The sequence below is a fragment of the Arthrobacter sp. OAP107 genome (genome assembly GCF_040546765.1).
In the GTDB taxonomy this organism is placed as follows: Bacteria; Actinomycetota; Actinomycetes; order Actinomycetales; family Micrococcaceae; genus Arthrobacter.
In genome coordinates this window covers 4,379,631-4,404,587 of sequence record NZ_JBEPOK010000001.1, presented here as the reverse complement: position 1 = coordinate 4,404,587, position 24,957 = coordinate 4,379,631, and the positions used below count along the sequence as shown (strand labels likewise).

Sequence of the window (24,957 nt, the reverse complement as noted above, 5' to 3'; positions counted from 1 at the left end):
CTTAGTTCGATGTGGACGACCGGTTGGGAGCGGAAGACTGCTGGCCGAGCAGGGACCCGACGGCCGTAACGGCTTCTGGCACCGCCGCTGCCACCGCCGGCGAGAGGCCGATACCCTCGGACAGGTCTGCGGGGACACAGCCCACCACATACGTGGCAGGCAGGCTGCCGCCCATCGACCGGAGCCGGACCAGCACTGCTGCCGGATCCATGCCGTGCGGGTCAAACGACGCCCTGCTGTCCAGGTCCGCCGAGCTGACCTGCAGCACGCGGATGCTGCCGGGGGCCGAGGTCCCGTCGGGCGGCACCGTGTCCACGAGGATCAGGGTGTCGACGCCGGCCAGGAGATCGTAGGCCAGGTGCATGCCGCGGATGCCGTAGTCCACCACCCGGACGTCGGAGGCCGGCGGCCGTGGCTGGGCGGCCAGGTGCCGCGCCACCTCGGGGCCGAAGCCGTCGTCGTGCAGGAACATGTTCCCGACGCCGGCGACGAGTACGCCGGCGGTCACATCCGCCGCACTTTCATGTACCGCCGGATATCCGGAACTGCGCGGATCCCGACGTAGATGCCCCAGAGGGCCATCGCTGCCAGCACGGAAACAGTGGCCATTCCTATTGCCTTCATTGCGGGGGTTCCTTTCCGTCCAGCGGTTCCAGTTCGTCGGGCGCATAGTAGAAGGACCGGCCGTAGCCCTCATGGAGATCAGCCGCCGGATCCTGTTCCAGCACGAGCCCGACGTGGGTGCTGCCGTCGACGTCGAAATGCACGCTGGTGACCCGCCCGGTCTGGCCGCCGAAGAACAGGTCCTGGGCGTCGGCGCGCCGCTTCGGGTGCACGCGCACGCGGCTGCCGCGCGCCACCGGGACGCCGTTGATCACGACGGCGTCCATGTCCGGCCGGACGCTGGCCTCCGCCTCGGGATTCCACCAGGGAACGTCCTCCCTGGCCGTGGTCCACGCGTCGGCCGGGTCCGCGGCGAACGCGTGCGGGTTCCGCAGGGCGCCGTGCAGCTGCTGGAGGTCCTCGGGCGACATCTCCTCGCAGCGGTCGATGACGGCGGCAGCCCGCGGATCCGTCGCCCGCGCCTCGGCCTTTTCCTCGTCAGTCAGCGTCAGCACCCGCAGTGTAAGGATCTCGTCGATCTCGGTGGAGTCGTACAGTGCCACCGAACTTTCCGGGGCCACGGCGGGGTGGTCGTAAAGGATGATCGGTGAGATCAGCAGCACGTCGGTCTGGCCCTGGGGCCCGGCAAGCACGGGCCAGCAGCGGTGCTGGGAACACAGCCGTGCTGCCGGCTGCGCCCACGCCGGCGGGTCCAGCAGCGAGACGAAATCCCCGTCCCGCACGCCGAGCAGCATGTGCGCGCCGATGAAGGAGGCCGCAATGGTTGCCTGCCGGTTCCCGGCAGGCAGGGGACCGGCCGTGTTGGCCGCGGTGACGCTGAGCCGCAGCAGCCCGCCGGAATCTTCGGCGGCGTTGAGCCGCAGTTCACCGCTGAGAGCACGACGGCGGCGCACCAGTCGGCCGGCCGGCCTCCCGGCGTCGTCCTTGAGTTCCTCGACGTCGAGTCCCTCGGGAACATCCACGGGGAGGACCAGCCCGGCCCGGAGCCGGGCCACGGAGAAGGGGCCGAAGGTGTTTTCCTGCTCGACTGCCTCGTCCCAGCTCAGCCAGTTCGCACCGCCCACGGCGAGGCTGTCCACGGGAGTGAACCCTCCGCCGTCGTCCGCTTTTTCTGCCGTGCGGGTCTGCAGCTGCAGGAAGCGGAAATGGATTTCCAGCCCGGCCTGCGTCCCTGGGGCCAGCAGGCAGTCGGCGGACATGGACGGTTCCTCCCCGCTGCCGTCCGCCGCGGCGCCCGGGGGACCAAGGATACCGAACTGCCAGCGGGCCTGGTTCTTCTGGGAGGAGGCGCGGTAGGGGTAGAGCAGGTAGCCCTCGTAGAGGACGGCGTCGGCGACTGCGCGGGCAAGGGCCAGGCTGGTGTTCATGGCAGTTCCCCGGACACATCGGCGGTGGCCTCGGCGAGCAGTTTCTCCATCGTGGCTTCCCAGGACGTGAGGCCGCGCGCGGACTTGTACCGGGCGAGGGCTGCCAGGACGTCGCGGTCCAGGCGGATCCATCCGGCGTTGGGGAAATACTGGTCCATCAGGCTGCGCCAGGCGGCGACGGGCAGCCGGTAGGACGCCTCGAGGTCCCATGGCACCTGTTCCACCGTGAACCCCGTCTGCCCCCTGGTAAAGACGGTTCCGGAGAACAGCAGCTCCAGAGGTATCTCGCCGTCGCGCAGGGCGTGCAGGTACTTGGCGGCGGCCACGTCGAAATCGAAGGTGCAGGGCAGCGGCAGGTCCACCTCGGTGTTGCCGGTGAAGCCCTGCACCATGGTGCTGCACTGCATCCAGACGAATGACTTGAGCGTGGTGGGCCAGCGGCCGCGGTCTCCGAAGAGATCCAGCAGTCCCGTCTCCTCCTCGGGCACGTAGCCGCGGCGCTGCGGCAGGATCCGGACCTGGCAGCGCAGCGCCACAGCGTGCACCACGGCGCCGGTGCCCTCCGTCACCTGCAGCCTGGCCGTCAGCTGGGGCGCGGCTGCGTAGGGTTCGGGCCGGATCTCCAGCACGGCGAAGGAAAGCTCTGTCACCGGAAGCCTCCCGTGCTGCGTGATGCACCGTTCCCGGAAGCAGGGCTGCCGGGGTCCGGGCTGCCGGAAGCTGCGCTGCCGGACTCTGCCGGGGCCGGAACGCTGCGGCGGCCGATCCGCTCGAAGAAAGCGGTGAGCTCGTCGCGTGCCTCCTGGCCGCCGTCGAACCCCCGCCAGAGGCGGCGCAGCCGGCCCACGAGCTCGTAGCACGCGTCCACGGGAACGAGGTGGCAGTCCGCGGCGGCCCGGCCCGGCCCCGGGCCGCGGATCAGCAGCGCCTCGGTGTCCGGCGCAGCCAAGCCAAGGGCCGGGTTGCAGGCCAGCACCGCGTCCCACGCGGCCAGCGGCAGTTCCGATTCCGTGGCCCCGGCCGGGCCCGGGTAGAAGGCCACCGTGCGGCCGAGTTTGGAGCTGCGGAAAAAGAACGCGAGACCCACCGGAATTTCCAGTTCGTCCCACTGCCCCGGACCGAGATCGAAGTCGGGGAAGGAGAGGTACCGGTCAGGCACCGATCGGTAGCGCATATGGGCGCCGGCGTCGGTGAAGAGGAGGTAGCAGGGCCGGCAGGTGCACATCATCGCGTGGCTCTCCAGGTCCACCACGTGCTGGTGTGCGTCGGGAATCGGTTCGCCGCACATTTCGCAGCATTCCCCGGCGGCGGGAGCGGGCCGGTTCGCGGAAATCCGCCGCAGTAAGGCCACCGGCAAGGCGCCGCTGGCCTGGCCGGTCCCCGGGCCGTGCCCTGTACCTCCTCCGTTCTCCACGTTCATGTCAGCGGTCCTGCCCCGCGGCTGCCTGCAGTTCCGGCGCCATGGCGGCTGCCGGCGCCGGGACGGGTTCCAGCCCGGCCGGCGTCACCAGCGGGAGAGCCTGCACCGGTGTCACGGCCGCCGGCGTCACGGCCGCCGTGGTAGCCGGCGCCGGGGCAACCGGCAGCGGCACGGACTGCAGGGACGCCGTCGGGACCGCCACGGACATCACGCCGTTCCGGACCAGCAGCGGAAGCGGCTCCAGGTGCAGGTCCTTGTCCTCCAGGCACATGCCCGCCCGTCTCACGTCAAAGTGGCCGCGGCATGTGGGGCAGGTGAGCAGGCCTCCGCCAACAGGCGCCGCGAGGGCGCGCTGCAGCACGGCGCCGGCCATCGAACCGGTGCAGCGCGGGCAGTAGTCGCGGTACGCGTAGATATCCTGCCCGGTACGGCAGGCCAGCACCGCGTAGCCGCCGACGAGGAAACCTGCCACCTCCCCGGGTTCGAGCCCTGCGACCTCCGGAACAGGTTCCCACGTGCCGCCGGACATGTCGTGCCAGGATTCCGCCGGCGTGCCGCCCGCCGGATTGTTCACCCGGACCAGCAGCGAGTCCACCGGAATCAGCGCCGGGGAGCCCGGCTGCTTTTCCGCCTCGACGACGTCGATCGCCGTCACTTCCGGGGCTGCGTTCTGGATGGCCTCCTCGACGGCGTACTTGAGGGTGACGGACGACGACGGGCAGCCCTGGCAGGTGCCCAGCAGTTTGAGCCGCACCACGCCGTCGGGGCTGATGCCTTCCAGTTCCACGTCGCCGCCGTGGGAGCCCAGGTAGGGCCGGACGCTGTCCAGCGCCGCGGCCACCCGTGCCTCCATCGACTGGGGGTGCAGCCCGTGGATCACCAGGAGCCCGGCCACCAGGCTGTCAGCGGTCAGCGCTTCCAGCGTGCCGTCGTCGAGCTTTCCCTGGGCCTGCAGGATTTCCATGATCCGCTGGAGTCCGGCGCCGTAGAGGTCTGTCACCTGGCGGACCAGGTCCTCGGCCCGGCCGCGGGCCACGGCCCCGCCGGCGCCGAGGGCGTCGAGGAGTGTATCGATCTGGTCGCCGTTCTGCAGCGGCGGCCGGTCCCCGCCGAGCATGGCCTACTCGCCGGTCAGGGTCTGGGTGGGGGAGTGCAGCATGTCCAGCGTCTGCCCGTTGCCCAGGTACATGTGGACACCGCAGGGGCAGGCAGGGATCGAAGCTGCGGACGGTGCGCATGATGTCGATGCCCTTGAAGTGCTCCCGGTCATTCTCCTCGAAGATCGGCTGTCCCTGGACCGCATCCTCATAGGGGCCGGCCACGCCGTTGGAGTCGGTGGGGCTGGCGTTCCAGGGGGTGGGCGGGTAGGGGTGGTAGTTGGCGATCTTGCCGTCACGGATCACCATGTGGTGGGACAGGACGCCGCGGACCGCTTCGGTAAACCCGCAGCCGATGCCTTCATCGGGGACTTCGAACGTTTCCCAGGTCTTGGTGCGGCCGGCGCGGATTTCCTCGAGGGCCTTTTCCGCGAAGTGGAGTGCAGCAGCCGCGGCGTAGGCCTGGAAGTAGGTCCGGGCGCGGTTGCGTTCGAGCGTGTTGCTCCACTGCGGGATATTCCACTCGAAGGTGACGGGTCCCTTCAGCGCGGTCTTGGGCAGGTTGATCTGCACGCTGCTGCCGGTGGCCTTGAGGTAGCCGATGTCCACGAGTCCGGCGAGCGCCGTGGCCCAGAGCCGTGCCAGCGGGCCGCCGCCGGTGTCCAGCGCGAGGTTGTCCTGGCCGTCGAACCAGCGCGGGGACATGACCCAGCTGTACTTGTCTGAAAGGTCGCGCTTCTGCGGCCGCGGGTTGGTGTGCTGGTTCCAGGGGTGCCTGCGGTCCACCGGGTTGCCCAGGGGATCGTGGGTGACGAACATTTCCTGGCCTTCCCAGTCCTCGTAGTACGAGGAGCCGAGCATGATCCGCAGGCCCAGGTTGATCCGCACCAGGTCGGTGGTGACCAGCTTGCCGTCCACCACCACGCCCGGCGTGACGAACATCTTCCGGCCCCACTCGGTCATGTCCTTGTACTCGAAGTTGCAGTAGTCCGGATCCTGCAGCGAGCCCCAGCAGCCCAGCAGCGTCCGCCGCAGCCCCACCTGCTCGTAGCCCGGCAAGGCCTCGTAGAAGAAATCGAACAGGTCGTCATGCATCGGGACGACCTTCTTCATGAACTCGACGTAGCGCATGAGCCGGGTGAGGTAGTCCGTCATCAGCTGGATGGTGGCCACTGTCCCCACGCCGCCCGGGTAGAGCGTGGAAGGGTGCACGTGGCGGCCTTCCATGAGGCAGAACATTTCGCGGGTGGCGCGGCTGACCTGGAGCGCTTCGCGGTAGAACTCGCCGGTGAAGGGGTTCAGCGAGCGCATGATGTCCGCGATGGTCCGGTAGCCGTGGTCGGCCTCATGCGGCGCCCTGGTGTTCTCCGCCTTGGCCAGGACACCAGGGTTGGTTTCGGAGACCATCTTTTCGCAGTAGTCCACGCCCACCAGGTTCTCCTGGAAGATGTTGTGGTCGAACATGTACTCGGCGGCCTCGCCCAGGTTGACGATCCACTCACCCAGGTTCGGCGGCTTGACGCCGTAGGCCATGTTTTGCGTGTAGCAGGAGCAGGTCGCGTGGTTGTCGCCGCAGATCCCGCAGATACGGCTGGTGATGAAGTGCGCGTCCCTCGGGTCCTTGCCTTTCATGAAGAGCGAGTAGCCGCGGAAGATCGAGGACGTGCTCTTGCACTCCACGACCTGGTTGTTCTCGAAATCGATTTTCGTGTAGATGCCGAGGCTGCCGACGATCCTGGTGATGGGGTCCCAGTTCATCTCCACCAGGTTGTTGTTGCCCGTTCCGCTTCCGGAACCCATGGGAATTGTTGACGTCATTGTCTTCGCCTGTCTGGACGTGGGTGGGTTACCAGGTGCGCCGGGCCCCGGTGAGGAGCTCGGGTCCGGGCCGGCGCCACTTGGGCTCCTGGTCCAGGGTGTGCGTCGTGATGCCCCGCAGGGTCCGGATGGCGGAGCCGTAGGGGCGGATGGTGCTGGTGGACAGCTTGCCGCCGGGAGGCTCGTCCATGAACGGCATGAACTTATCCGGGAAGCCGGGCATGGTGCAGCCGATGCAGATGCCGCCGACGTTGGGGCAGCCGCCAATGCCGTTCATCCAGCCGCGCTTGGGCACGTTGCACTTCACCACGGGACCCCAGCAGCCGAGCTTGACGATGCACTTGGGGGAACCGTACTCGGTGGCGAAGTCGCCCTGCTCGTAGTAGCCGGCCCGGTCGCAGCCCTCGTGGACCGTCTTGCCGAACAGCCACGTGGGACGCAGTGCCTCATCCAGCGGAATCATCGGTGCCTGGCCCGTGGCCTGGTAGAGCAGGTAGGTCATGGTTTCAGAAAGGTTGTCAGGCTGGATCGGGCATCCGGGCACGCACACGATGGGAATTCCGGCCTTGGACTTCCAGTCGTAGCCGAGGTAGTCCGGTACGCCCATGGCTCCGGTCGGGTTGCCCGCCATGGCGTGGATGCCGCCGTAGGTGGCGCAGGTTCCGGCGGCGATGATGGCGGTGGCCTTGGGAGCCAGACGGTCCAGCCATTCGCTGGTGGTGATCGGCTGCCCGGTCTCGAGGTCATTGCCGAAGCCGCACCAGTAGCCGCCGGGGTCGTGGAGTTTCTCGTTGGGGATGGAGCCCTCCACCACCAGCACGAACGGTTCCAGTTCGCCGCGGTCCGCCTTGCGGAACCACTCCAGGAAATCGTCTGCCCCTTCCTGCGGGCCGCATTCAAAGTCGATCAGTGGCCAGTGCATGGCGATCTTCGGCAGGCCGGGCAGCGCCCCGAGGACGATCTCCTCGACGCTCGGCTGGGTGGCTGCGGTCAGCGCCACCGAGTCGCCGTCGCAACTGAGCCCTGCGTTGATCCACAGCACGTGGATAAGGGCTTCTTCGGCCTTAAGGGAAGTTTCCGTAGGCATCGTTGCCTCTTTCAGTGCCCCTTGCGGGGCTCAGTGTGCTTCTGTCAGGGAACCAGCCAGGGGTTCTGGCCGGGCAACCCCGGGGGTGGGCGCCGCCACATGGGAGGCGGCGCCGTCGAGCCAGCCGTACCAGGCGGCGAGGCCTTCGCCGGTGGTGGCGGACAGGGTGAGGACTTCGGCCCGCGGATTGATCTGCCGGATGCGCCGCAGGCACTGGTCGACGTCGAAGTCGACGTAGGGGAGCAGGTCCGACTTGTTGACGATCACGAGGTCGGCTGCCATGAACATGTGCGGATATTTCTGGGGTTTGTCATCACCTTCCGTTACCGAGACGATCACCACCTTGGCTGTTTCGCCGAGGTCAAAAAGCGCGGGGCAGACGAGGTTGCCCACATTTTCGATAAAGACCGTGGAGCCCGGCTCCGGGGACAGCGCATCAAGGCCGTGCCGGAGCATGTCGGCGTCGAGATGGCAGCCCGCTCCGGTGTTGATCTGGATGACCGGGCGCCCGGTGGCGCGGATGCGGTCAGCGTCGAGGGACGTCTCCTGGTCACCTTCGATGACGCCTGCGTTGAGGCGCCCGCCAAGCTCCGTCAGCGTGCGGACCAGGAGGGTGGTCTTGCCGGCGCCCGGTGAACTCATGACGTTGAGCGCCCGGACTCCCCGGCCGGCCAGCCAGCCGCGGTTGGTGGCGGCCAACAGGTCGTTCTTGGCCAGCAGGTTCTGTTCGAGCACGATGGTCTCCGTGCCCGGATCCGCAGGGTGGTGCCCGTTCGTATGCCCGTGGTTGTGCTCATGGGAGTCTGCATGGACGTGGAGGTGATCGGTGGAGTCCGGGTGCTCGTGTGTGAAGGTGTGGCCGTGCTCATCCGTATGGCTGTGCAGATGCCCGTGCCCGGGTGTCTGCAGGTCGCCTGCGAGGTTTGAAATGCGGGTGCCGGCCTCGTCTCCGCAGCCGCATGTTGTACACATGTCCTATGCCACCTCCACGGACACCAGCATCAGCTCACGGCCGCTGAGGACTTCGACGTCCGCGCTTCCGCAAGGGCAAAGCAGGATGGGATCGTTCAGCTTGAATTCGTCCTGGCAGCTGCGGCACCGTCCCCGGCCTTCCGGCGCCTCGATCTGCAGCCGCGCGCCGGCCAGCGGAGTGCCCGCCACTGCCACGTCAAAACAAAAGCGCACGGCATCAGCCAGCACGCCGGAAAGGGGACCGATCCTCAGGTTGACCGCCGTGACCGGCCGTTCGCCTGTCCGGTAGAGAACGGCGTCGACAAGGCCCTGCGTGATGGAGAGTTCGTGCATAATCGCGCCCCTTCCTGCCAAGATAGGCTCGCGCCGGACAAAACGCAACCGTCCGCATAACCCGTGCGCCCCACCCCGGCGCGAACGGACAGTTGAGGCCCTGCGGAGCCGGATTTTTGGGGCCACAGGTGTCCGTTCGCGCCGTGTCCGTGGGTGCCGTGTCCGTGCGTGCTGCGTCTTTCGCCCGCGGCGCTAGGGTTGAAGGATGCCGTCCTTCCAGACCAGACTCAAGATCACCGGGCTGAAGCCGGGCAACCCTCCCGAAGCCGTGATGGACACCGCAGTCGAGGCGCTGCGGTCGCGGCACCATGTGGAGTCGCACCAGCTGGAGCTGGCGGGCGGTGTGCCGCAACTGAATCTGCGGTTCCTCGTGGAGCCCACCGAATACAACGGTGAGAACAGCGCGGCACGGGAATCGGCAGCCGTGATGCGCGACGCCGTCGAACGCGTTGCGCTGACAGGCTCGCTTTCGGTGCTCCGCCGCAGCCGCGGCCGCTGGGCGCCCGTTTAGGGCATAGGTGTTTAGGTTTCTAAGGCTTAGGCGCCCGGAGCTTGAGTGCCCGGCCCGGAGGCGCTGCCGGGTTCGTCCACCGGGGATCTGTCGCCGCGCCGGCGGGTGACGATCAGGCCCACGACGGCGCCGATCACCAGGCCGACCGCCACCCCAATCAGCGAACTCGCCCAGAACGGCAGCCGCGTTGTGGAGCCTGTGAAGTAGCCGAGGCCCACGAGCCACGTCGCCCACAGCACGGCTCCCAGCCCGGCGCACAGGCTGAAGCCCCGGGTGGAGACGTCGGCGATGCCCGCGGCGGCCGACGTCGCAAGCCGTCCTCCCGGGATGAACCGGGCCCCTATGATGGTGCCGTACGCGGAGGACCGGCCTGCCTTGGCGATGGCCTCGTGGATGCCGCGGTGGACTTTCCGGCCCCATGTCCAGCGGTCCAGGACGTGGCTCAGGCGGCGCTTGAACAGCTGGAACACCACCATGTCGCCTAGCCACGAGGCGGTGGCGGACAGGACGCCGACCAGGAACAGGTTGGCCCGGCCCGCGGCGGACAGGGCACCGCCCGTGATCAGCACCATCTCGGACGGGATCGGCGGAAAGATGGCATCGCCGAGGACAGCGGGGATGATCCAGAAGTAGATCGCCGTGCTCCACGTGTCCGGATTGCCGAAGTCCATTTGCACAACGTACCGCACACGGAACGGGAGCGGACCCTCTACGCCGGGCCGGGTCTCAGTGCCACACTGGCTGCATGCGGATAGAGATCGTTGAGGGTGACATCACCGGACGGCCGGTGGACGCGGTGGTGAATGCGGCCAACTCCTCGCTGCTGGGCGGCGGCGGCGTGGACGGGGCGATCCACCGCGCGGCGGGGCCGGAACTGTTGGCCGCCTGCCGGGAGCTGAGGGCGACGACGCTCCGGGACGGGCTGCCGGTGGGCGCTGCCGTGGCCACCCCCGGGTTCGGCCTGCCGGCGCAATGGGTCATACACACCGTCGGTCCCAACCGCCACGCCGGGCAGACCAACCCGGCGCTGCTGGCGTCCTGCTTCACCGAGAGCCTGCGGGTTGCCGAGGGGCTGGGTATCCGGTCACTTGCCTTTCCTGCGGTGAGCGCCGGCGTCTACGGCTGGGACGCCCGCCAGGTGGCGCAGGTAGCTTTCGACGCCGTCCGGTCCTATGCCGCCCGCTCTGCCGAAGGCGGCGTGGAGCTGGTGGAGTTCGTGCTCTTCAGCCCGGAAACCGTGGCGGTCTTCCGGAACGTCCTTGAAGGCGCTGGCTAGCGGACTTCGCTTAGCTGGAGGCGGCTGCGGTACTCGACGGGCTCCTTCGTGACGGGGTCCACGAACCGGATGCCGCGGGCCAGCAGCTGGAGCGGTTTGGTGTAGTCGTCAGGAGCCTTGTCCAGCAGCTCCGGGTAGAACGAATCGTGCAGGATGCCCAGGCCCAGCGAGGCCATGTGCACGCGGAGCTGGTGGGTTTTCCCGGAGTGCGGTTCGAGCCGGTAGAGGCCAAGTCCCCCAGCCCCGGCCGCCGTACGGTCACCTGTCCCAGCGCCGTCGAACGTCCGCAGCAGGTTGATGCGCGTCTCCGCATTCGGCTCGCCGTCGATGACTTCCGCCAGAAGATAGCTGCGGGACTTGGTCATCCGGTTGCGGACCACCACCGGGAAGTCGACGGCGGGATGCCCGGCAGCCGGTTCGGCGGCGGACACGCACTCGTATTCCTTCTGCACCTGGCGCTTCTCGAACAGCACCTGGTACTTGCCGCGGGTCTCCGGGTTGGTCGAGAGCAGGAGGATGCCAGCGGTCATGCGGTCAAGGCGGTGCATCGGGATCAGGTCCGGGAGGTCCAGCTGGTTCCGGAGCCGGACCAGTGCCGATTCCTGGATGTACGTTCCGCCGGGAGTGGTGGGCAGGAAATGCGGCTTGTCCACCACCAGGATGTGCTCGTCCTGGTGCAGAATGTTCAGCTCGACGGGCAGCCGGGTTTCCGGCGGGAGCGTGCGGTAGTACCAGATGAAGGTGTGGTCCTCGAGCCTGGTGCCGCGGTGCAGGGGGATGCCGCCCTCGCCCACGATCTCGCCGGCGTCGAACCTGTCCTCGATGCCCTGGGGGTCGATGTGGCCCCAGCGGTGCATCATGTAGTCCATTGCGGTGTCCCACGGTCCCTCGTCCGGCAGGCGCAGACGGGTGGCGTTCACGCCGTCGCGCACGGGAAGAGGGGATTGCATCACCGGTCCATTCTACTTTGCGCCCGGTTCCTGCTTGCTGCCCCGCCCCTCGGCCCGGTCCGCCCGTTTCGACGGTTCCCCGCGCAGACGACGATCCGCGCCGTCGATCGGGCAGGGAACCGTCGAAACGGCAACGGACGAGAAAAAAGTTCTTGACAAATAAAATTGTCGGTGAAGATACTTGAAGCATGTTGGACATCGAAGTGATCGAGGACCCGGCCGCGGCGGAGGCCTCGCTGGATCCTATCCGGACCCGCATCCTCCAGGAGCTGGCGGAGCCCGGGTCGGCCACGCAGCTCGCTGCGAAGGTGGGGCTGCCGCGGCAGAAGGTGAACTACCACCTCAAGGCACTCGAGCGGCACGGCCTGGTCGAGCTGGTGGAGGAGCGTCGCAAGGGCAACGTCACCGAGCGTGTGCTGCGCGCCACCGCTGCCTCCTACCTCATCTCGCCGGTGGCGCTGCAGTCGGTGGCGCCGGATCCGCGCCGTTTCGCCGACCGGTTCTCGGCCTTCTGGCTGCTGGCGCTCGCCGGCCGCATGGTCCAGGAAGTGGGGAAGCTCATCGCCGGAGCTGCTGCCGCGCGGCAGAAACTTGCCACGTTCGCGATCGACGGCGAGATCACCTTCCGCACGGCCGCGGACCGGGCCGCCTTCGCCGAGGACCTGGGCGTGGCGGTCACCCGGCTCGTGGATAAGTACCACCACGGCGGTGCCGGCGGACGGAAGCACCGGCTCGTCATCGCGCTTCACCCGGCACTCAAGCCGGAAACGCAGGACTCAACCAAAACCATCCCAGCCAAGGAGCAGGACAATGACTGACGACCGGAAATTCGAGATTGTTTTTGACACCGAGCTGCCCGGCACCCCGGAACGGGTCTGGGAAGCCGTCACCAAGGGCACGCCCGGCTGGATGTTCCCGACCGACCAGTGGCCGGACGTCAAAACCGTGGAGGAGTATCCGCGCCACCTGGTGTCGCGGATGGACGGTCCGGGTGGCTGGTTCAACCAGCTCGAGCACGTACTGGAGCCGGTCGACGGCGGCCGGGCCAGGCTCCACTATGTCCACAGCGGCATCTTCGCAGACGACTGGGACCAGCAGTACGACGGCGCCAGCAAGCACACGGAGTTCTACCTCCACACGCTGGGACAGTATCTGAAGTACTTCGACGGCCAGCCTGTAATTTTCACGGATATCCAGGCGCCGGCCGCGTCCCAGTCGCCTGGCGGCTTTGCGCAGCTCAAGAAGGCGCTCGGCGTGGACGGTGCGTCGCAGGGCGACAGTTTTGAGGTGGAGGTCGACGGCGTTGGGCGGCTTACGGGGGAGGTGGACTTTTCCAACGCGAACTTCCTGGGCCTTCGGACCGGGGACAGCCTCTACCGCTTCTTCGGCCGCAATGCGTTCGGCGCGCCCGTGGGCATGACCGTCCACGACTTCACCGGCAGCGGCGGTTCCCAGGCCACGGCCCAGGCCTGGGGTGCGTTCCTCGGGAAGGTCTACGCGTAGTCCCTGGGTCGGGACGCCGCATGTGCTGTCCGACGCGCAATCTGCTGGATGACGCGCATATTGCCGTGGGACACGGGGATTCCCGCGTCACCAGGTAATGTGCGCGTCGCCAGGGAATGTGTGGTCGCCAGGCACTGCCGCGTCCTCCGTCGCCGGCAATCAGGCGATGGCGGCGGCGGGGGAGTCGCTGAGGGTCCGCCGCAGCTGCGGGGCGGCGTCCAGCCTGTCCTGGGCGGCCCGCAGTGCGAGAACTGCGGTTTCCAGGTGGTCCGGGGGAAGCGTGAACGGAATGCGGAGGAAGTTCTCGAACACCCCGCCCACGCCGAAGCGCGGTCCGGCGGCGAGGCGGATGCCGAATTCCGGGGCGATAACGGTGAGGGCCGTGCTGCTGGGTGATGGCAGGCGGCACCAGACGGCCAGGCCGCCGTCGGGCCGTTCCGCCTCCCACCGCGGCAGGTGCGCCTTGAGCAGTTCCAGCAGCGCGGAACGGTTCTCCCGGAGCGCGGACAGGCGGGCGGGCAGGGGATCGGCCAGGTTTCGCACCAAATGCGCCGCCGCGAGCTGCTCCACCACCGGGCCGCCAAGGTCCATCGTGGTCCGGACGGCCGCGAACCGCTGAATCAGGCTCTCCGACGCGCGGATCCAGCCCGTGCGCATGCCTGCCCAGTGGGACTTGCTCAGCGATCCGATGGACACCACGGCCGGACTGAAGGATGCCAGCGGAGCCGTTGTGCCGCCGTCGAGGTTCAGCTCACGGAGCGTCTCGTCCACCACCATGACTGTGCCCGACGCCGCGGCTGCGCGGGCCAGCCGGCGGCGCTGCGCGTCGGGCATGAGCCGGCCGGTGGGGTTGTGGAAATCCGGGACTGTGTAGAACATGCGGGGCCGTTGCTGCCTCAGCACCGACTCGACTGCGTCCATGTCCCAGCCGCGCTCGGATGCGGGCGGAAGGGGGACCGGAACGATGCGGCATCCAGTGGCGCGGATGGCGTCGAGTGCGTTCGGGTAGGTCGGCTGTTCCGCGAGGACCTTGTCCTGCTTGCCCGCCAGCGCCCGCAGCACGATGTTGAGGGCGTGCTGGGCGCCGGACGTCACCAGGATCTGCCCGGCCGTGGTGGGTACGCCGGTGTCGGTATAGTGGCCGGCAATCGCTTCACGAAGGGCCGGCACGCCCAAGGCGTCGTAGCCGAAGCCGGGCAGCAGGGCGGGCAGTTCGGTGAGGGCGGCGGCGAAGGCCTGGTGGACCGCTTCACCGCTGGCAGGGAGCGACGCGTACGCGAGGTCTATGACGCCGTCGGGAACCGCCAGGCCAGGCGCCCCCGACAATCCAGCCCGGGAATCCCGCTGTTTACCTGCGCCGTACGCCGTCCGCGGCAGGCACGTGCGGCCTCGCGTGCCCTGACCGCTGCTCAGGAACCCCTGCTCGCGCAGGCTGGAATACGCCGCCGTCACCGTGGTGCGGCTGACAGCGAGGGTTGCGGACAGCGTCCGTTCGCTGGGCAGCGCAGTCCCCAGCGGGATGCGCCCGTCCAGAACCAAAAGGCGTACGACGTCGGCCAGCTCCCGGTAGGCGGGAGCGTTGCCATGGTGCCACTGGCCCAGGAGGCGGGCGAGGGCAGTGGGGGAGAGTGATCCGGACATGAGGCCAGTATTTCAAACTGGCCATGGAAAACAAGGCCAGTTCTGCTTCAGGATGGTTCAATGATGACTCGCAGACTTGTACAGCTCTTCACCGGCCTCGGCATGTACGGCATTTCGCTGGCCCTGTTCATCCGGGCCGGGCTCGGACTGGACCCTTGGGACGTGTTCCATCAGGGTGTTGCCGGCAAGACAGGCCTGAGCATCGGCGTGGTGGTCATCATCGTCAGCTTCCTGGTGCTCCTGCTGTGGATTCCGCTGCGGCAGCGGCCGGGCTTGGGCACACTCTGCAATGCGATCCTGGTGGGCGTCTTTGCCGACGTCGGGCTCGCCCTGATCCCCGCGTTCTCCCATCTCGGGGGCCAGATCGCGCTGCTGGGCGGTGCGGTGCTGCTCAACGGGATCGCGTCTGCGTGCTACATCGGTGCCCGCTTCGGCCCCGGCGCCCGTGACGGGCTCATGACGGGCCTGGCCCGGCGCACCGGCTGGTCCGTGCGCCTGTCCCGCACGCTGATCGAGGTGGTGGTGCTTTCCGCGGGCTGGCTGCTGGGCGGCTCGGTCGGCGTAGGCACGGTTCTTTACGCCCTGGCGATCGGACCGCTGGTCCAGCTCCTGCTGCCGTACTTCCTGGTTCCGGCCGCAGGCGGAGGCGCCCGCCAGGCTGCCGAGTCCCAGTCCGTGGACCGCGAGGACCGCGAAGGCCAGTCCGCGGCGCCGGCGGCCGGGTCCTGACACCGCTTCTCTGTGTCCGTTTTTCCTGTCAGGTTTCGGAGCCGTTCAGCAGGGGCTGGCACGTCGGGCAGAAGTAAATGTCGCGTTCTTCCGTGACCGCCGCGGACGCACTGCCGGGGCCCGCCGCAGTTATTCCGGCACCACTCTTGCCCGGCACACTTTTGCCCGGCACACTCTTGCCCAGCACGGCGTGACGGATGGGGGTCCGGCAGCGAAGGCACGGCTGGTGCTCGCGCCGGTACACCCAGTAGCCGGGGCGCCCGGCCGCCCGGCCCACCGGAGTTCCACGGGCATTGAGCACGGTGGTCCGGCGGCCCGGCCCGAGATTGGCCTCAAGCAGCTGCTTGGCGTCGGTGAACATAGCGGGCCAGTCCTTCACCGCGGAAGCGGGCGATGCCGGGTGGATGCCGGCCAGGAAGCACACCTCGCAGCGGTAGATGTTCCCGATGCCCGCGAGGTTGCTCTGGTCCAGCAGGGCCACGCCCACCGGCACGTCCGGCCTCGCCGCCACCCGGCGCTCGGCCTCGGCCGGGTCCCAGTCCGGGCCCAGCAGGTCGGGGCCAAGGAACCCCACAGCCTTGTCCTCCTCGCTGGTCTTGATCACCTCGAGCAGGCCAAGGGAAAATCCGACGGCGTCTGCCGCGGCCGTGCGGAGCACGCACCGGGCCGTGAATCCCGGCTTCCGCCACCTGCCGCCCGGCGGGTAGACCTGCCAGCTGCCCTCCATCTTCAGGTGCGAGTGGATGGTCAGCCGCTCCTGGCCAGGTCCGGCCAGCCGCATCAGCAGGTGCTTGCCGCGGGGGACAACCTCCTCCATGGTCCAGCCGGCCAGGTTCAGCGTGGCGAAGCGGGGCACGCGGAAGTCGGATGCGAGAAGCTTCTGGCCGGCCAGGGCCGTGTGCAGCTGGCGGGCGGCACGCCAGACGGAATCGCCTTCAGGCACGGATCCTCAGCCCCTTCGGGGTGGAGTAGGCGCCGGCGGCCGTCAGGGCCGAAGCCGCCGGGGTGTCGAGGATGCCGTGGCCGTTGACCTTTTCCATGACGAGCTTGTCCACGGCCCCGCGCTTCACCACGTCCACGAGGGCTCCGGCAGAGGCAGCGAGGACGGCCTCGTCCTCCGTGAACACCAGCAGCGTCTTGCCGCCACGTTCGACATACAGCACCAGCGCGCCGTCAACCAGCACCACGAGCGCGCCGGCTTTCCGTCCCGGGCGGTGCCCGCTGCCGGCTTCGACGTTGCCTGGGGGCCACGGAAGGGCGGCGCCGTAGGGGTTGGCCGGGTCGGTTTGCCGCGAGGGCCAGCGCCACGGGCTCCGGCTTGGCCAGTTGGGCGTCCTCGGTGTACGAGCGCAGCCGGTCGACGGTTGCGGGCACGGCAAACTGCGCGGCACCGAGATGCTCGATGAAGTATCCCCGCCTGCAGCGCCCGGCTTCCTCCAACCGGGCAAGGACCTTGTACATGAGGCCAAATCCGCCCAGGATGTTCTCGGCCATGACGGATCCGCGGGTGACAACGCCGTACCTGTCCAGGAGCAGCTCCGCGGTGGCGCGGGCGTGGATCGTGGGGTCGAGCTCGGGCGTCGGGAGCGCGGACCAGCGCCCAGCGGCGAGCGGCGGGGTGGGCGCCGGGCCGCCGGCGGATCCGTAGCGTCCGCCGGACAGGCCCGGCGAGCCGAGCAGCCCCGTGCCGTGCGACCGTCCCAGGCGGCTGAGGCGCGGCGCCCTGGCCCGCGGCGAGCGTGCAACCTGCCGGTGGGCGGTGTGCCCGCCGGCGATCAGGGACCGGACAGGGGCGAACGTATCCCCGGTGACCCGGCCGGCCCAGGCCAGATCCCAGATGGCAGACACCACATCCTGGTCGCCCAGCACGGCATCCATGCCGCCGGCAATGTCAGTCAGCTGCCGGAAGAAGTAGCCGCCGCCGTTGGCCTGCAGGTGGTCCAGCAGCCGCCGGTGGGCGTCGCCGGGTTCAAAGTCGGGGGCCGGGTTCAGCGTCAGTTCCACCGAATCCGCCAGGTGAAGGCTGATCCACCCGTCGTTCCCCGGCAGCGCACCGGCACCCGACCAGAGGACCTCGCCGGCGGCCATGAGTTCGTCCAGCATGGCGGGCTGGTAGTTGGACACCCGGCTGGCGAGCACCAGCGGTTCCCAGGCCGAGGCGGGGATGGGCACGCCGGAGAGCTGGTCCACGGCGGTGATGATGCCGTCGAGTCCGCGCAGCGCCGGCTGTCCCCGTCCCGCGCCGGGCGTGCGGACATGCTGCCATGACGGCAGGAACCTGCCGTAGGCCGTGATGTCCACGGGCTCCACCTCGGCCCGCAGCGCAGCAAGCGAGCGGCGGCGGAGTTTGCGGAGGACTTCGGCGTCGCACCATTCGCTGCCGGCCAGGGCCGTTGCCGCTGAGGCGACGGCCGACGCGGCCGCTGCTTCCGCGACGGGGTCAAGGCCGGCACGCGAATCTGACTCGGGCGGGGCAGCGGACGCCCGTTCGCCGGGAGGCGGCTCGGCGTGGGGCCGGAACTCGCCTTCCACCACGCGGCCGTCGGCCGCCAGCCGTTTCAGGGCGGTTCCGACGACGGCGGAACCAAGTCCCAGCCTGGCCGCGGCCTCGGTGGCGGTGAACGGGCCATGGGTCCGGGCATAGCGCGAGACGAGGTCGCCCAGCGGGTCGGCCACTGGCTCGATGAAGGCAAGTGGAACGCCCATGGGCAGCGGGACACCGATGGCGTCGCGCAGCCTGGCCGCGTCCTCCACAGCTGCGAAGCGTTCGACGCCGGCGATGGTCACCTTGATCGCCCGGTTCGCCCGCTGCAGGGCGGCGAGGTGGGTGGCGGCCTCGGCCGTTGTTGCCTCGGACGGCTTGGTTTCGGCAGGCTCGACCGGCGGTGTGCCGGGTTCGGTTGCCTCGACCGGCGGGGTGCCGGGGTCGGTTGCCTCGGCCGGCGGGGTGAGCCTGGCCGCGACTTCCCCGGGGTCCAGGGGGCCGAGCAGCCGGAGCAGATCGGCCACGCCCTCGAGGCCGCGGACCTTCCGGTCGGTGGCAAGGCGCTGCAGCTCGCGTTCGGTGGCGTCGATGACCCGGGCGTCGAGGAGTTCGCGCAGCTCCACACGGCCCAGAAGCTCATTGAGCAGTGTCGAGTCAAGGGCCAAAGCGGCCGCCCGGCGTTCGGCGAGCGGGGAATCGCCCTCGTAGAGGAACTGCGCCACGTAGCCGAACAGCAGTGACTTGGCGAACGGGGACGGCTGCTGCGTGGTGGTCTGGACAATCCGGAGCTCGCGGCGTTCCACCGAGGCGGCGATGTCCTTCAGGGCCGGCAGGTCGTAGACATCCTGCAGGCATTCGCGGACGGTTTCCAGGACGATCGGGAACGACGGGTACTTCCGGGCAACATCCAGCAGCTGCGCGGACTGCTGCCGCTGCTGCCACAGCGGCTGCCGCTTGCCGGGCGTCTGCCGGGGGAGCAGCAAGGCACGCGCCGCACATTCGCGGAAGCGCGACGCGAACAGGGCGCTGCCGCCCACCTCGGCGGTGACAATCTGCTCCAGCTCCTCGGGGTCGAAGAGGAACAGTTCGGCGCCGGGAGGTTCGTCCTCCATCATCGGCACGCGGAGCACGATGCCGTCGTCCGCGGCCATGGCCGATCCGTCCAGGCCGTACCGCTGGTGCAGCCGCTGGCCCACGGCAAGGGCCCAGGGTGCGTGGACCGGCATGCCGAACGGGCTGTGGAGAATGACCCGCCAGTCGCCGAGTTCGTCATGGAAGCGTTCCACCACCAGGGTTGTATCGCTGGGGACCACCTCTGTGGCCAGCTTCTGTTCGGACAGGTACTGCAGGAGGTTGTTGGCGGCGAAGTCGTCGAGGCCGCTGGCCTTGCAGCGTTCGGTGGCGGGGCCGACGTCGGACGCTGACAGTTCGCGGACAAACGCGCCAAGGGCGCGGCCCAGGTCCACGGGACGACCCAGCGAGTCGCCCTTCCAGAAGGGCAGCTTGCCGGGCTGGCCAAAGGCGGGGGAGACGAGCACTCGGTCGTGCGTGATGTCCTCGATCTTCCAGCTGGTGGCGCCCAGGGCAAAGATGTCGCCGACGCGCGATTCGTAGACCATCTCCTCGTCGAGCTCGCCGACCCGCCGGCCGCCCTTGGCCGGGGCCGTGCCCGGACCCTTGCCGTCAGAGGCTCCCGCTGGTGAGGCCGATCCTTCCGACTCCGTGCCGATGATGTAGACACCGAACAGTCCGCGGTCCGGGATGGTGCCGCCGGACGTGACCGCCAGCCGCTGGGCACCCGGCCTGCCCTCGATGGTCCCGGCGTTGCGGTCCCAGACGATCCGGGGGCGGAGCTCGGCGAATTCATCCGAGGGGTAGCGCCCGGCCAGGAGGTCCAGCGTTGCCTCGAAGGCGGACCGCGGAAGGGAGGCGAACGGGGCCGAGCGGCGGACGGTGGAGAACCATTCCTCCACATCGATGCTGCCCAGCGCAGTGGCCGCGACGGTCTGCTGGGCCAGGATGTCCAGCGGGTTGGCCGGCACGCTCAGCCGCTCGATCTTGCCCTCCAGCATGCGCTCAACGGTGATGGCGGTGTGCACGAGGTCGGCCCGGTGCTTGGGGAACAGATAGCCCTGGGAGATCTCGCCCACCTGGTGTCCGGCGCGGCCCACCCGCTGCAGCCCGCTGGCCACCGACGGCGGCGACTCGACCTGCACCACGAGGTCCACGGCACCCATGTCGATGCCGAGTTCCAGCGAGGACGTGGCCACCACGCAGCGCAGCCGGCCGGACTTCAGGTCGTCCTCGATCAGGGCGCGCTGGTCCTTGGACACGGAGCCGTGGTGGGCCCGTGCCAGCAGCGGATCGGCCCCCGCGGTGCTGCCCGCCTGCGCCATCATGTGCGCCGGTGTGGCGGTCGACGCCGGAACGCCTCCGGGCGGGGGGAGATCCGGGTCCTCCCAACCGCCGCCCACTGTCAGGAGCTGGCGTTCCGCGTGGATCTCATTGAGCCGTGCCGTCAGGCGCTCCGCCAGCCGGCGCGAGTTGGCAAAGACGATGGTGGACTGGTTGGCCAGCACCAGGTCCACGATCTTTTCCTCCACATGGGGCCAGATGGAGGCCTGCGGCTGCAGCCCGGAGGCCGGCCCGGAATCGAAGGCTCCGGCGGCGCCCTGCAGATCGGACATGTCCTCCACGGGGACGGACACCGTGAGGTCCCAGTTCTTCCGCGCTGGAGGGGCCACGATCTCCACCGGTGCGGAGCCGGCCAGGAACTGTGCCACGAGTTCCCGCGGCTCGACGGTGGCCGAGAGCCCGATCCGCTGCGCCGGCGCGGGCAGCAAAGCGTCAAGCCGTTCCAGCGAGACGGCGAGATGCGCGCCCCGCTTGGTGCCGGCCACGGCATGGACCTCGTCCACGATGACGGTGTCCACCTCGCTGAGCGTTTCCCGCGCCCTGGACGTGAGCATCAGGAAGAGGGACTCGGGCGTGGTGATCAAAATGTCCGGCGGGTTGCTGAGCAGGGCACGGCGGTCCGAGGCGGGGGTATCTCCGGACCGCACACCTACGGTGATCAGCGGAGCCGGCAGGCCCAGCCGTTTGGCCGTCTGGGTGATGCCGATGAGGGGCGACCGGAGGTTGCGTTCGACGTCGACGCCAAGCGCCTTGAGCGGGGAGATGTACAGGACACGGGTTTTCCGCTTGGGCTTCCGCGTCCGGGACTGTTTAGCCTTGGCGCCGGCAGGCGCCTCTTCGAGGCCGGGCAAAACAGCAGCCGGTGCAGCAGACCCGGACGCCAGGAGCCGGTCCAGCGCCCAGAGGAACGCCGCGAGGGTCTTGCCTGAGCCGGTGGGCGCAACAACGAGGGCATGCGAGCCGGATGAAATCGCGTTCCAGGCACCCTGCTGGGCGGGGGTGGGCTCCGAAAACGCGCCGCGGAACCACTCCCTGGTGGGCCGGCTGAACTGGCCCATCGGGTCCCGGGCGGACGTGCCGGTGGGGGTGCCGGCGGGCTCCTGCGACTGCATGCCTCCATCATGCCTCACGGCACTGACACCGGCAGAAGCACCAGGAACGCCTTAGCCGGCCGGGGGAAGGTCGCGGGTGGCCGGCCCCTCCAGCACCTGGCCGTCACTGCTGAACCGCGAGCCGTGCAGCGGGCAGTCCCACGACTTTTCGTTGTCATTCCAGTGCAGGATCCCGCCCAGATGGGTGCAGACCGCGGACAGGCTGCACGTCTTTCCGTTAACGGTGGACGTGGCCACGGGCTTCCGCTCGCGCAGCGCAACGGTGCCTGTGCCCTCTCCCGGCGCTGTACCGTCCGCCGGCGGCAGCTTTTGCAGCCGGCCCCAGTCTTTTGCCAGTGTGGCTGCCACGCCCGCGTTGAGGGTCAGGGCTGAGGCGGCGCCCGGGGGTGAGGTCACGCGGCGGTGGATGGTGTTGGCCCACGGCAGCTGGCCGCCGAGGATGTCCGCTGCGATTCCCAGGGATGCGGCCACCGCGTTGGTCATGCCCCACTTGTTGTAGCCGGTGGCGAAGAGGATGCGGCCGCGGCCGCGGGGAAGCTTTCCGAAGAAGGGCATGAGGTTGGTGGCCTGGTAATCCTGGGCGGACCACGTGTGAGTGACGGTGGCACCGGGGAAATGCTGCTGCGCCCATGACAGGACGTTCTCCAGATGTGCCTGTTCGGACCCGGCCTTGCCCACGGGGTGTCCGTTGCCGCCCACCAGGAGGAGATTCCGGCCGTCCGCCGGGTAGTCCCTGATGGAACGCACGGGCTGCTCCACGGAAATGTACATACCTTCCGGCGGCGCCGCGTCTCCTGCTAGTTCCAGAGCGGCGGCATAGGAGCGGTTCGGCTTGAGCTTGGCGAAGTAGAGACCGCGGTTCAGGATGGGGCTGCCGGTGGCCAGCACCACGGAGATCGCCTGGACCGATCCGCGGTCAGCGTGGACTGTTGACGGCTCCGCACCGGTGACGTTCCGGACGCGGACGCCTGTGACGATACGGCCGCCGTGGCTCCGGACGTCCTCCGCCAGCGCGGTGAGCACATCCATGGGGTTGATCTGCGCCTGCCCGCGAAGGCGGACCGCTCCCCGGATGGGAAACGGCAGCCCCGCGTCCCTGACGTAGTCCACTTCCAGGTCAGCGGCGAGGGCAGCGGTGAGCTCGCCACGGACCGCCTCCGTGCCCTGCTGCGTGGCTGCGTAGGTGTAGGCGTCGCGCAGCTGGAACGGCACGCCGCGCTGCTCCATATAGCGCAGCAGCCAGGCCTGCCCCTCGCGGTTGCCGGACACATAGGCGTCTACCACCTTCTGCGGGTACTGCTGCCGAAGGGCGGACAGCACGGTGCCCTGCAGCAGGGTGACCTTGGCGGTGGTGTTGCCGGTGGCTACGGCGCCCAGCCCGCGCGCCTCCACGACAAGTACGTCCTGTCCCGAGCGGGCCAACAACAGGGCCGTGGTCAGGCCGGTCAGGCCCGCACCTACCACCACGGTGTCAAAGGATTCACCGGGGGTGAACGGGTCGCCGGTGAAAGTGTCGGTCCGGTCCAACCAGAGTGACGTCACGTGCCTCAACCTGCCTTTGGCCTGCGTCTTTGCTGCGGGGCGTTCCCGCGGCCGGCCCGGCGCTCCCGGCCAGGACCCCGACGTAACCGTAAGTGTACTTACGAAGATGGGGTCCGAACAGGCTTGGGACAGGGCAAGTTGCTCGGGGCAAGCTTTGCGCTAGCTGTAATTCCCAGGGACGTTGTGAACAGCGTGGCGTGATGTAAAGGGCGAGGGCCTCCGGTATCGATTTGGGTTACCACACTCATCTCGACGCCAGGAGGCCCTCGTGTCCTACGTTACCCATGCCAATGCCGACCTGACACCTAAGGCCAGGGGGAAACTCGCTTGTTTGGTCATCGAGCAGGGCTGGACGCTGCGCCGGGCCGCGGAGCGGTTCCAGTGCTCGCCGGCAACGGCCAAGAAATGGGTGGACCGCTACCGGGCCTTGGGTGAGGATGGCATGGCTGATGCGTCGTCCCGGCCTCGACGGAGCCCGAACCGCACGCCCGCGCGCACTGAGCGACGGATTGTGGCGCTGCGTTTCACACGCCGCTGGGGACCGCACCGGATCGCTGCCCACCTTCACCTGGCCCGCTCGACCGTGGGCAAGGTTCTGGCCAGGTACCGGATGCCGAGGCTGGCCTGCCTGGACCAGGGCACCGGACTGCCCGTCCGAAAGCCGGCGCCGCAACGCTATGAACACGAGAACGCCGGGGATCTGGTCCACGTGGACATCAAGAAGCTCGGACGAATCCCCGATGGCGGCGGACACCGCGCCTTGGGACGTGCCAGGGGTCGGCGGAACCGCCGTGCCGGGACCGGGTACGCGTATCTGCACCACGCCGTCGATGACCATTCGCGTCTGGCGTACTCAGAAATCCTCGGCGATGAGAAAAAGGAAACCGCTGCCGCTTTCTGGATCCGGGCCGTCGCGTTCTTCGCCGCGCACGGAATCACCGTCAAGGCCGTGCTCACCGATAACGGATCCTGCTACCGCTCCCGGGCCTTCGCAGCTGCCCTGGGCCCGCACGTCAAGCACCGGCGGACCCGCCCCTACCGGCCGCAGACTAACGGCAAGGTCGAACGCTTCAACCGGACCCTCGCCAGTGAATGGGCCTACGCCAGGCCCTACACCTCAGAAACCGAGCGCGCCGCCACCTACGAGGCCTGGCTCCACCACTACAATCACCACAGAACCCATACCGGCATCGGCGGCAAGACCCCCATCAGCCGCGTTCACAACCTCAGTGGGAATTACAGCTAGCGGGCCTGGAACGCACCGATCGTCAGGAGCTGAATTGAGGCATTGCTGCAGGCATCCGACGGCCGGGCGACGAACAGCGACGCGGTGTCCTCGGGCGGGTAGATCCGGAACCCGGCGGCAGCGGTCTTGGTGCAGTCCGGGTAGTTCCCCGCCTGCGTGTAGCGGAGCACCGCGCTGCCTGATTTTCCTGGCGCCAGCAGGACGTCCTGGACGGCGACGGAGGTGTCACGCCGGGCCGGGGCCCCGATCGGCTGGCCGTTGGGACCGGTGGTCAGGGATACGCCTGCGAACCCTTTCAGGTGGCAGGCGGCCTTGCCGCTGTTGGTGAGGATCAGCTCCATGTAAACGCTGCCGGCGGCACCGCCGCCCGTGGCATCCGTGGTGGCCTTCAGCCCTGAGGCCTTGCACAGCTGGGCGCCCGCGGTGATGGACTGCGGCGCCGCTGACGTCGGAGCCGGCGAAGCCGGCTGCGTCTGGGAAGGTGAAGCAGAGGGCGACGCCGGGGAGGACGTCTCGGTTCCCGCCTGCGTACTGGGTGTGGTTGCGCCGGGCGCCGGTTCAGTTGTCCCCTGGGTGGCGGGCTGGCTAGGTCCGCAGGCGGTGAGCAGCAGCGCCAGTGCGGCAGCCGCCGTCGTGCATATCAGTCCGTTGTTGTTTCGCTGAGGCCTCATGGCTTTAACTTTGCGGGCGTTGCCGCCGGAGTCAACGAAGGCGCGGCGGAGACCCCGATTTGATGCCCGGATTGTGACATCGGGCCGGGAGGGACTCTCCGTTCGGTCAAATGGTTTCCCGCCGACGTTGATGCAACGATAAACCAATTTTATAGGGC

At 68.7% G+C, this 24,957-nt stretch carries 23 protein-coding genes and 1 pseudogene; 6 read left to right on the top strand and 18 right to left on the bottom strand.

The features are described 5' to 3' along the window. Position 1: 1 nt before the first annotated feature. From ABIE00_RS20195 to ABIE00_RS20155, 10 genes and pseudogenes are all read right to left on the bottom strand, one after another. Positions 2-508 carry a hydrogenase maturation protease gene (locus ABIE00_RS20195; protein ID WP_354262447.1) on the bottom strand — a complete coding sequence of 169 codons (507 nt, stop codon included), beginning with the start codon at positions 506-508 and terminating at the stop codon, positions 2-4. After that, positions 505-624 (bottom strand): DUF6893 family small protein, encoded by a 120-nt coding sequence (locus ABIE00_RS26000; protein ID WP_373427236.1) that lies wholly within the window; start codon positions 622-624, stop codon positions 505-507. Before ABIE00_RS26000 ends, ABIE00_RS20195 begins: the two co-directional genes overlap by 4 nt. Further along, complete coding sequence (locus ABIE00_RS20190) at positions 621-1,991, bottom strand: hypothetical protein (protein ID WP_354262446.1); 1,371 nt, start codon at positions 1,989-1,991, stop codon at positions 621-623. Before ABIE00_RS20190 ends, ABIE00_RS26000 begins: the two co-directional genes overlap by 4 nt. Continuing rightward, positions 1,988-2,641, bottom strand: coding sequence for a DUF6084 family protein (locus ABIE00_RS20185; protein ID WP_354262445.1), 654 nt, complete (start codon positions 2,639-2,641; stop codon positions 1,988-1,990). Before ABIE00_RS20185 ends, ABIE00_RS20190 begins: the two co-directional genes overlap by 4 nt. Continuing rightward, the gene (locus ABIE00_RS20180) at positions 2,638-3,411 is read right to left on the bottom strand and encodes a DUF5947 family protein (RefSeq protein WP_354262444.1); all 774 of its coding nucleotides are present in this window, start codon (positions 3,409-3,411) and stop codon (positions 2,638-2,640) included. Before ABIE00_RS20180 ends, ABIE00_RS20185 begins: the two co-directional genes overlap by 4 nt. Before the next feature lies 1 nt (position 3,412). Next, a complete protein-coding gene (locus ABIE00_RS20175; RefSeq protein ID WP_502914243.1) occupies positions 3,413-4,528 on the bottom strand; it encodes a NifU family protein in 1,116 nt (371 codons plus the stop codon). A 148-nt stretch (positions 4,529-4,676) separates the two neighbouring features. Beyond that, positions 4,677-6,140 (bottom strand): annotated as a pseudogene (locus tag ABIE00_RS20170) (nickel-dependent hydrogenase large subunit); the annotation flags it as partial. 214 nt (positions 6,141-6,354) lie between these two features. After that, the gene (locus tag ABIE00_RS20165) at positions 6,355-7,413 is read right to left on the bottom strand and encodes an NADH-quinone oxidoreductase subunit B family protein (RefSeq protein ID WP_354262441.1); all 1,059 of its coding nucleotides are present in this window, start codon (positions 7,411-7,413) and stop codon (positions 6,355-6,357) included. Between the two features lie 30 nt (positions 7,414-7,443). Further along, positions 7,444-8,385 carry a hydrogenase nickel incorporation protein HypB gene (gene hypB, locus ABIE00_RS20160; protein WP_354262440.1) on the bottom strand — a complete coding sequence of 314 codons (942 nt, stop codon included), beginning with the start codon at positions 8,383-8,385 and terminating at the stop codon, positions 7,444-7,446. A gap of 3 nt (positions 8,386-8,388) precedes the next feature. Further along, positions 8,389-8,718, bottom strand: coding sequence for a hydrogenase maturation nickel metallochaperone HypA/HybF (locus ABIE00_RS20155; RefSeq protein ID WP_354262439.1), 330 nt, complete (start codon positions 8,716-8,718; stop codon positions 8,389-8,391). Between the two features lie 205 nt (positions 8,719-8,923). On the opposite strand from ABIE00_RS20155, the gene ABIE00_RS20150 reads away from it, so the two are divergent. After that, a complete protein-coding gene (locus tag ABIE00_RS20150; RefSeq protein WP_331571926.1) occupies positions 8,924-9,229 on the top strand; it encodes a hypothetical protein in 306 nt (101 codons plus the stop codon). Between the two features lie 26 nt (positions 9,230-9,255). Here the strand turns inward: ABIE00_RS20150 and ABIE00_RS20145 are convergent, their stop codons facing one another. Next, complete coding sequence (locus tag ABIE00_RS20145; protein WP_354262438.1) at positions 9,256-9,900, bottom strand: DedA family protein; 645 nt, start codon at positions 9,898-9,900, stop codon at positions 9,256-9,258. Between the two features lie 74 nt (positions 9,901-9,974). Here ABIE00_RS20145 and ABIE00_RS20140 point away from each other — a divergent pair, with 74 nt between their 5' ends. Next, positions 9,975-10,505, top strand: a complete 531-nt coding sequence (locus ABIE00_RS20140; RefSeq protein ID WP_354262437.1) for an O-acetyl-ADP-ribose deacetylase — start codon at positions 9,975-9,977, stop codon at positions 10,503-10,505. Here ABIE00_RS20140 and ABIE00_RS20135 read toward each other — a convergent pair. After that, on the bottom strand, positions 10,502-11,455 hold the full coding sequence (locus tag ABIE00_RS20135) for an RluA family pseudouridine synthase (protein ID WP_354263450.1): 954 nt from the start codon (positions 11,453-11,455) through the stop codon (positions 10,502-10,504). The two genes, ABIE00_RS20140 and ABIE00_RS20135, sit on opposite strands and share 4 nt — an antisense overlap. A 188-nt stretch (positions 11,456-11,643) precedes the next feature. Here ABIE00_RS20135 and ABIE00_RS20130 point away from each other — a divergent pair, with 188 nt between their 5' ends. Then, complete coding sequence (locus ABIE00_RS20130) at positions 11,644-12,273, top strand: helix-turn-helix domain-containing protein (protein ID WP_354262436.1); 630 nt, start codon at positions 11,644-11,646, stop codon at positions 12,271-12,273. Continuing rightward, entirely contained in the window at positions 12,266-12,958 is a 693-nt protein-coding gene (locus ABIE00_RS20125; RefSeq protein WP_354262435.1) for an SRPBCC family protein, read from the top strand. The genes ABIE00_RS20130 and ABIE00_RS20125 overlap by 8 nt, the downstream gene beginning before the upstream one ends. A gap of 159 nt (positions 12,959-13,117) precedes the next feature. Here ABIE00_RS20125 and yczR read toward each other — a convergent pair whose 3' ends face one another. Continuing rightward, positions 13,118-14,599 (bottom strand): MocR-like transcription factor YczR, encoded by a 1,482-nt coding sequence (gene yczR, locus ABIE00_RS20120; protein WP_354262434.1) that lies wholly within the window; start codon positions 14,597-14,599, stop codon positions 13,118-13,120. Between the two features lie 60 nt (positions 14,600-14,659). Here yczR and yczE point away from each other — a divergent pair, with 60 nt between their 5' ends. Continuing rightward, positions 14,660-15,328, top strand: a complete 669-nt coding sequence (yczE, locus tag ABIE00_RS20115) for a membrane protein YczE (protein ID WP_354262433.1) — start codon at positions 14,660-14,662, stop codon at positions 15,326-15,328. A 28-nt stretch (positions 15,329-15,356) separates the two neighbouring features. Here yczE and ABIE00_RS20110 read toward each other — a convergent pair whose 3' ends face one another. The 4 genes from ABIE00_RS20110 to ABIE00_RS20095 are packed head-to-tail and all read right to left on the bottom strand — an operon-like array spanning position 15,357 to position 22,882. Continuing rightward, complete coding sequence (locus ABIE00_RS20110) at positions 15,357-16,271, bottom strand: Fpg/Nei family DNA glycosylase (RefSeq protein WP_354262432.1); 915 nt, start codon at positions 16,269-16,271, stop codon at positions 15,357-15,359. Continuing rightward, on the bottom strand, positions 16,264-16,515 hold the full coding sequence (locus ABIE00_RS20105; protein ID WP_354262431.1) for a hypothetical protein: 252 nt from the start codon (positions 16,513-16,515) through the stop codon (positions 16,264-16,266). The genes ABIE00_RS20110 and ABIE00_RS20105 overlap by 8 nt, the downstream gene beginning before the upstream one ends. Continuing rightward, complete coding sequence (locus tag ABIE00_RS20100) at positions 16,502-21,340, bottom strand: Lhr family helicase (RefSeq protein WP_354262429.1); 4,839 nt, start codon at positions 21,338-21,340, stop codon at positions 16,502-16,504. The genes ABIE00_RS20105 and ABIE00_RS20100 overlap by 14 nt, the downstream gene beginning before the upstream one ends. 51 nt (positions 21,341-21,391) lie before the next feature. Further along, positions 21,392-22,882 (bottom strand): FAD-dependent oxidoreductase, encoded by a 1,491-nt coding sequence (locus ABIE00_RS20095; protein WP_354262428.1) that lies wholly within the window; start codon positions 22,880-22,882, stop codon positions 21,392-21,394. A 268-nt stretch (positions 22,883-23,150) separates the two neighbouring features. On the opposite strand from ABIE00_RS20095, the gene ABIE00_RS20090 reads away from it, so the two are divergent. Further along, positions 23,151-24,128 (top strand): IS481 family transposase, encoded by a 978-nt coding sequence (locus ABIE00_RS20090; RefSeq protein WP_354262427.1) that lies wholly within the window; start codon positions 23,151-23,153, stop codon positions 24,126-24,128. Here ABIE00_RS20090 and ABIE00_RS20085 read toward each other — a convergent pair. Beyond that, positions 24,125-24,799, bottom strand: a complete 675-nt coding sequence (locus tag ABIE00_RS20085; protein WP_354262426.1) for a DUF4232 domain-containing protein — start codon at positions 24,797-24,799, stop codon at positions 24,125-24,127. The two genes, ABIE00_RS20090 and ABIE00_RS20085, sit on opposite strands and share 4 nt — an antisense overlap. Between the last annotated feature and the right edge of the window lie 158 nt (positions 24,800-24,957).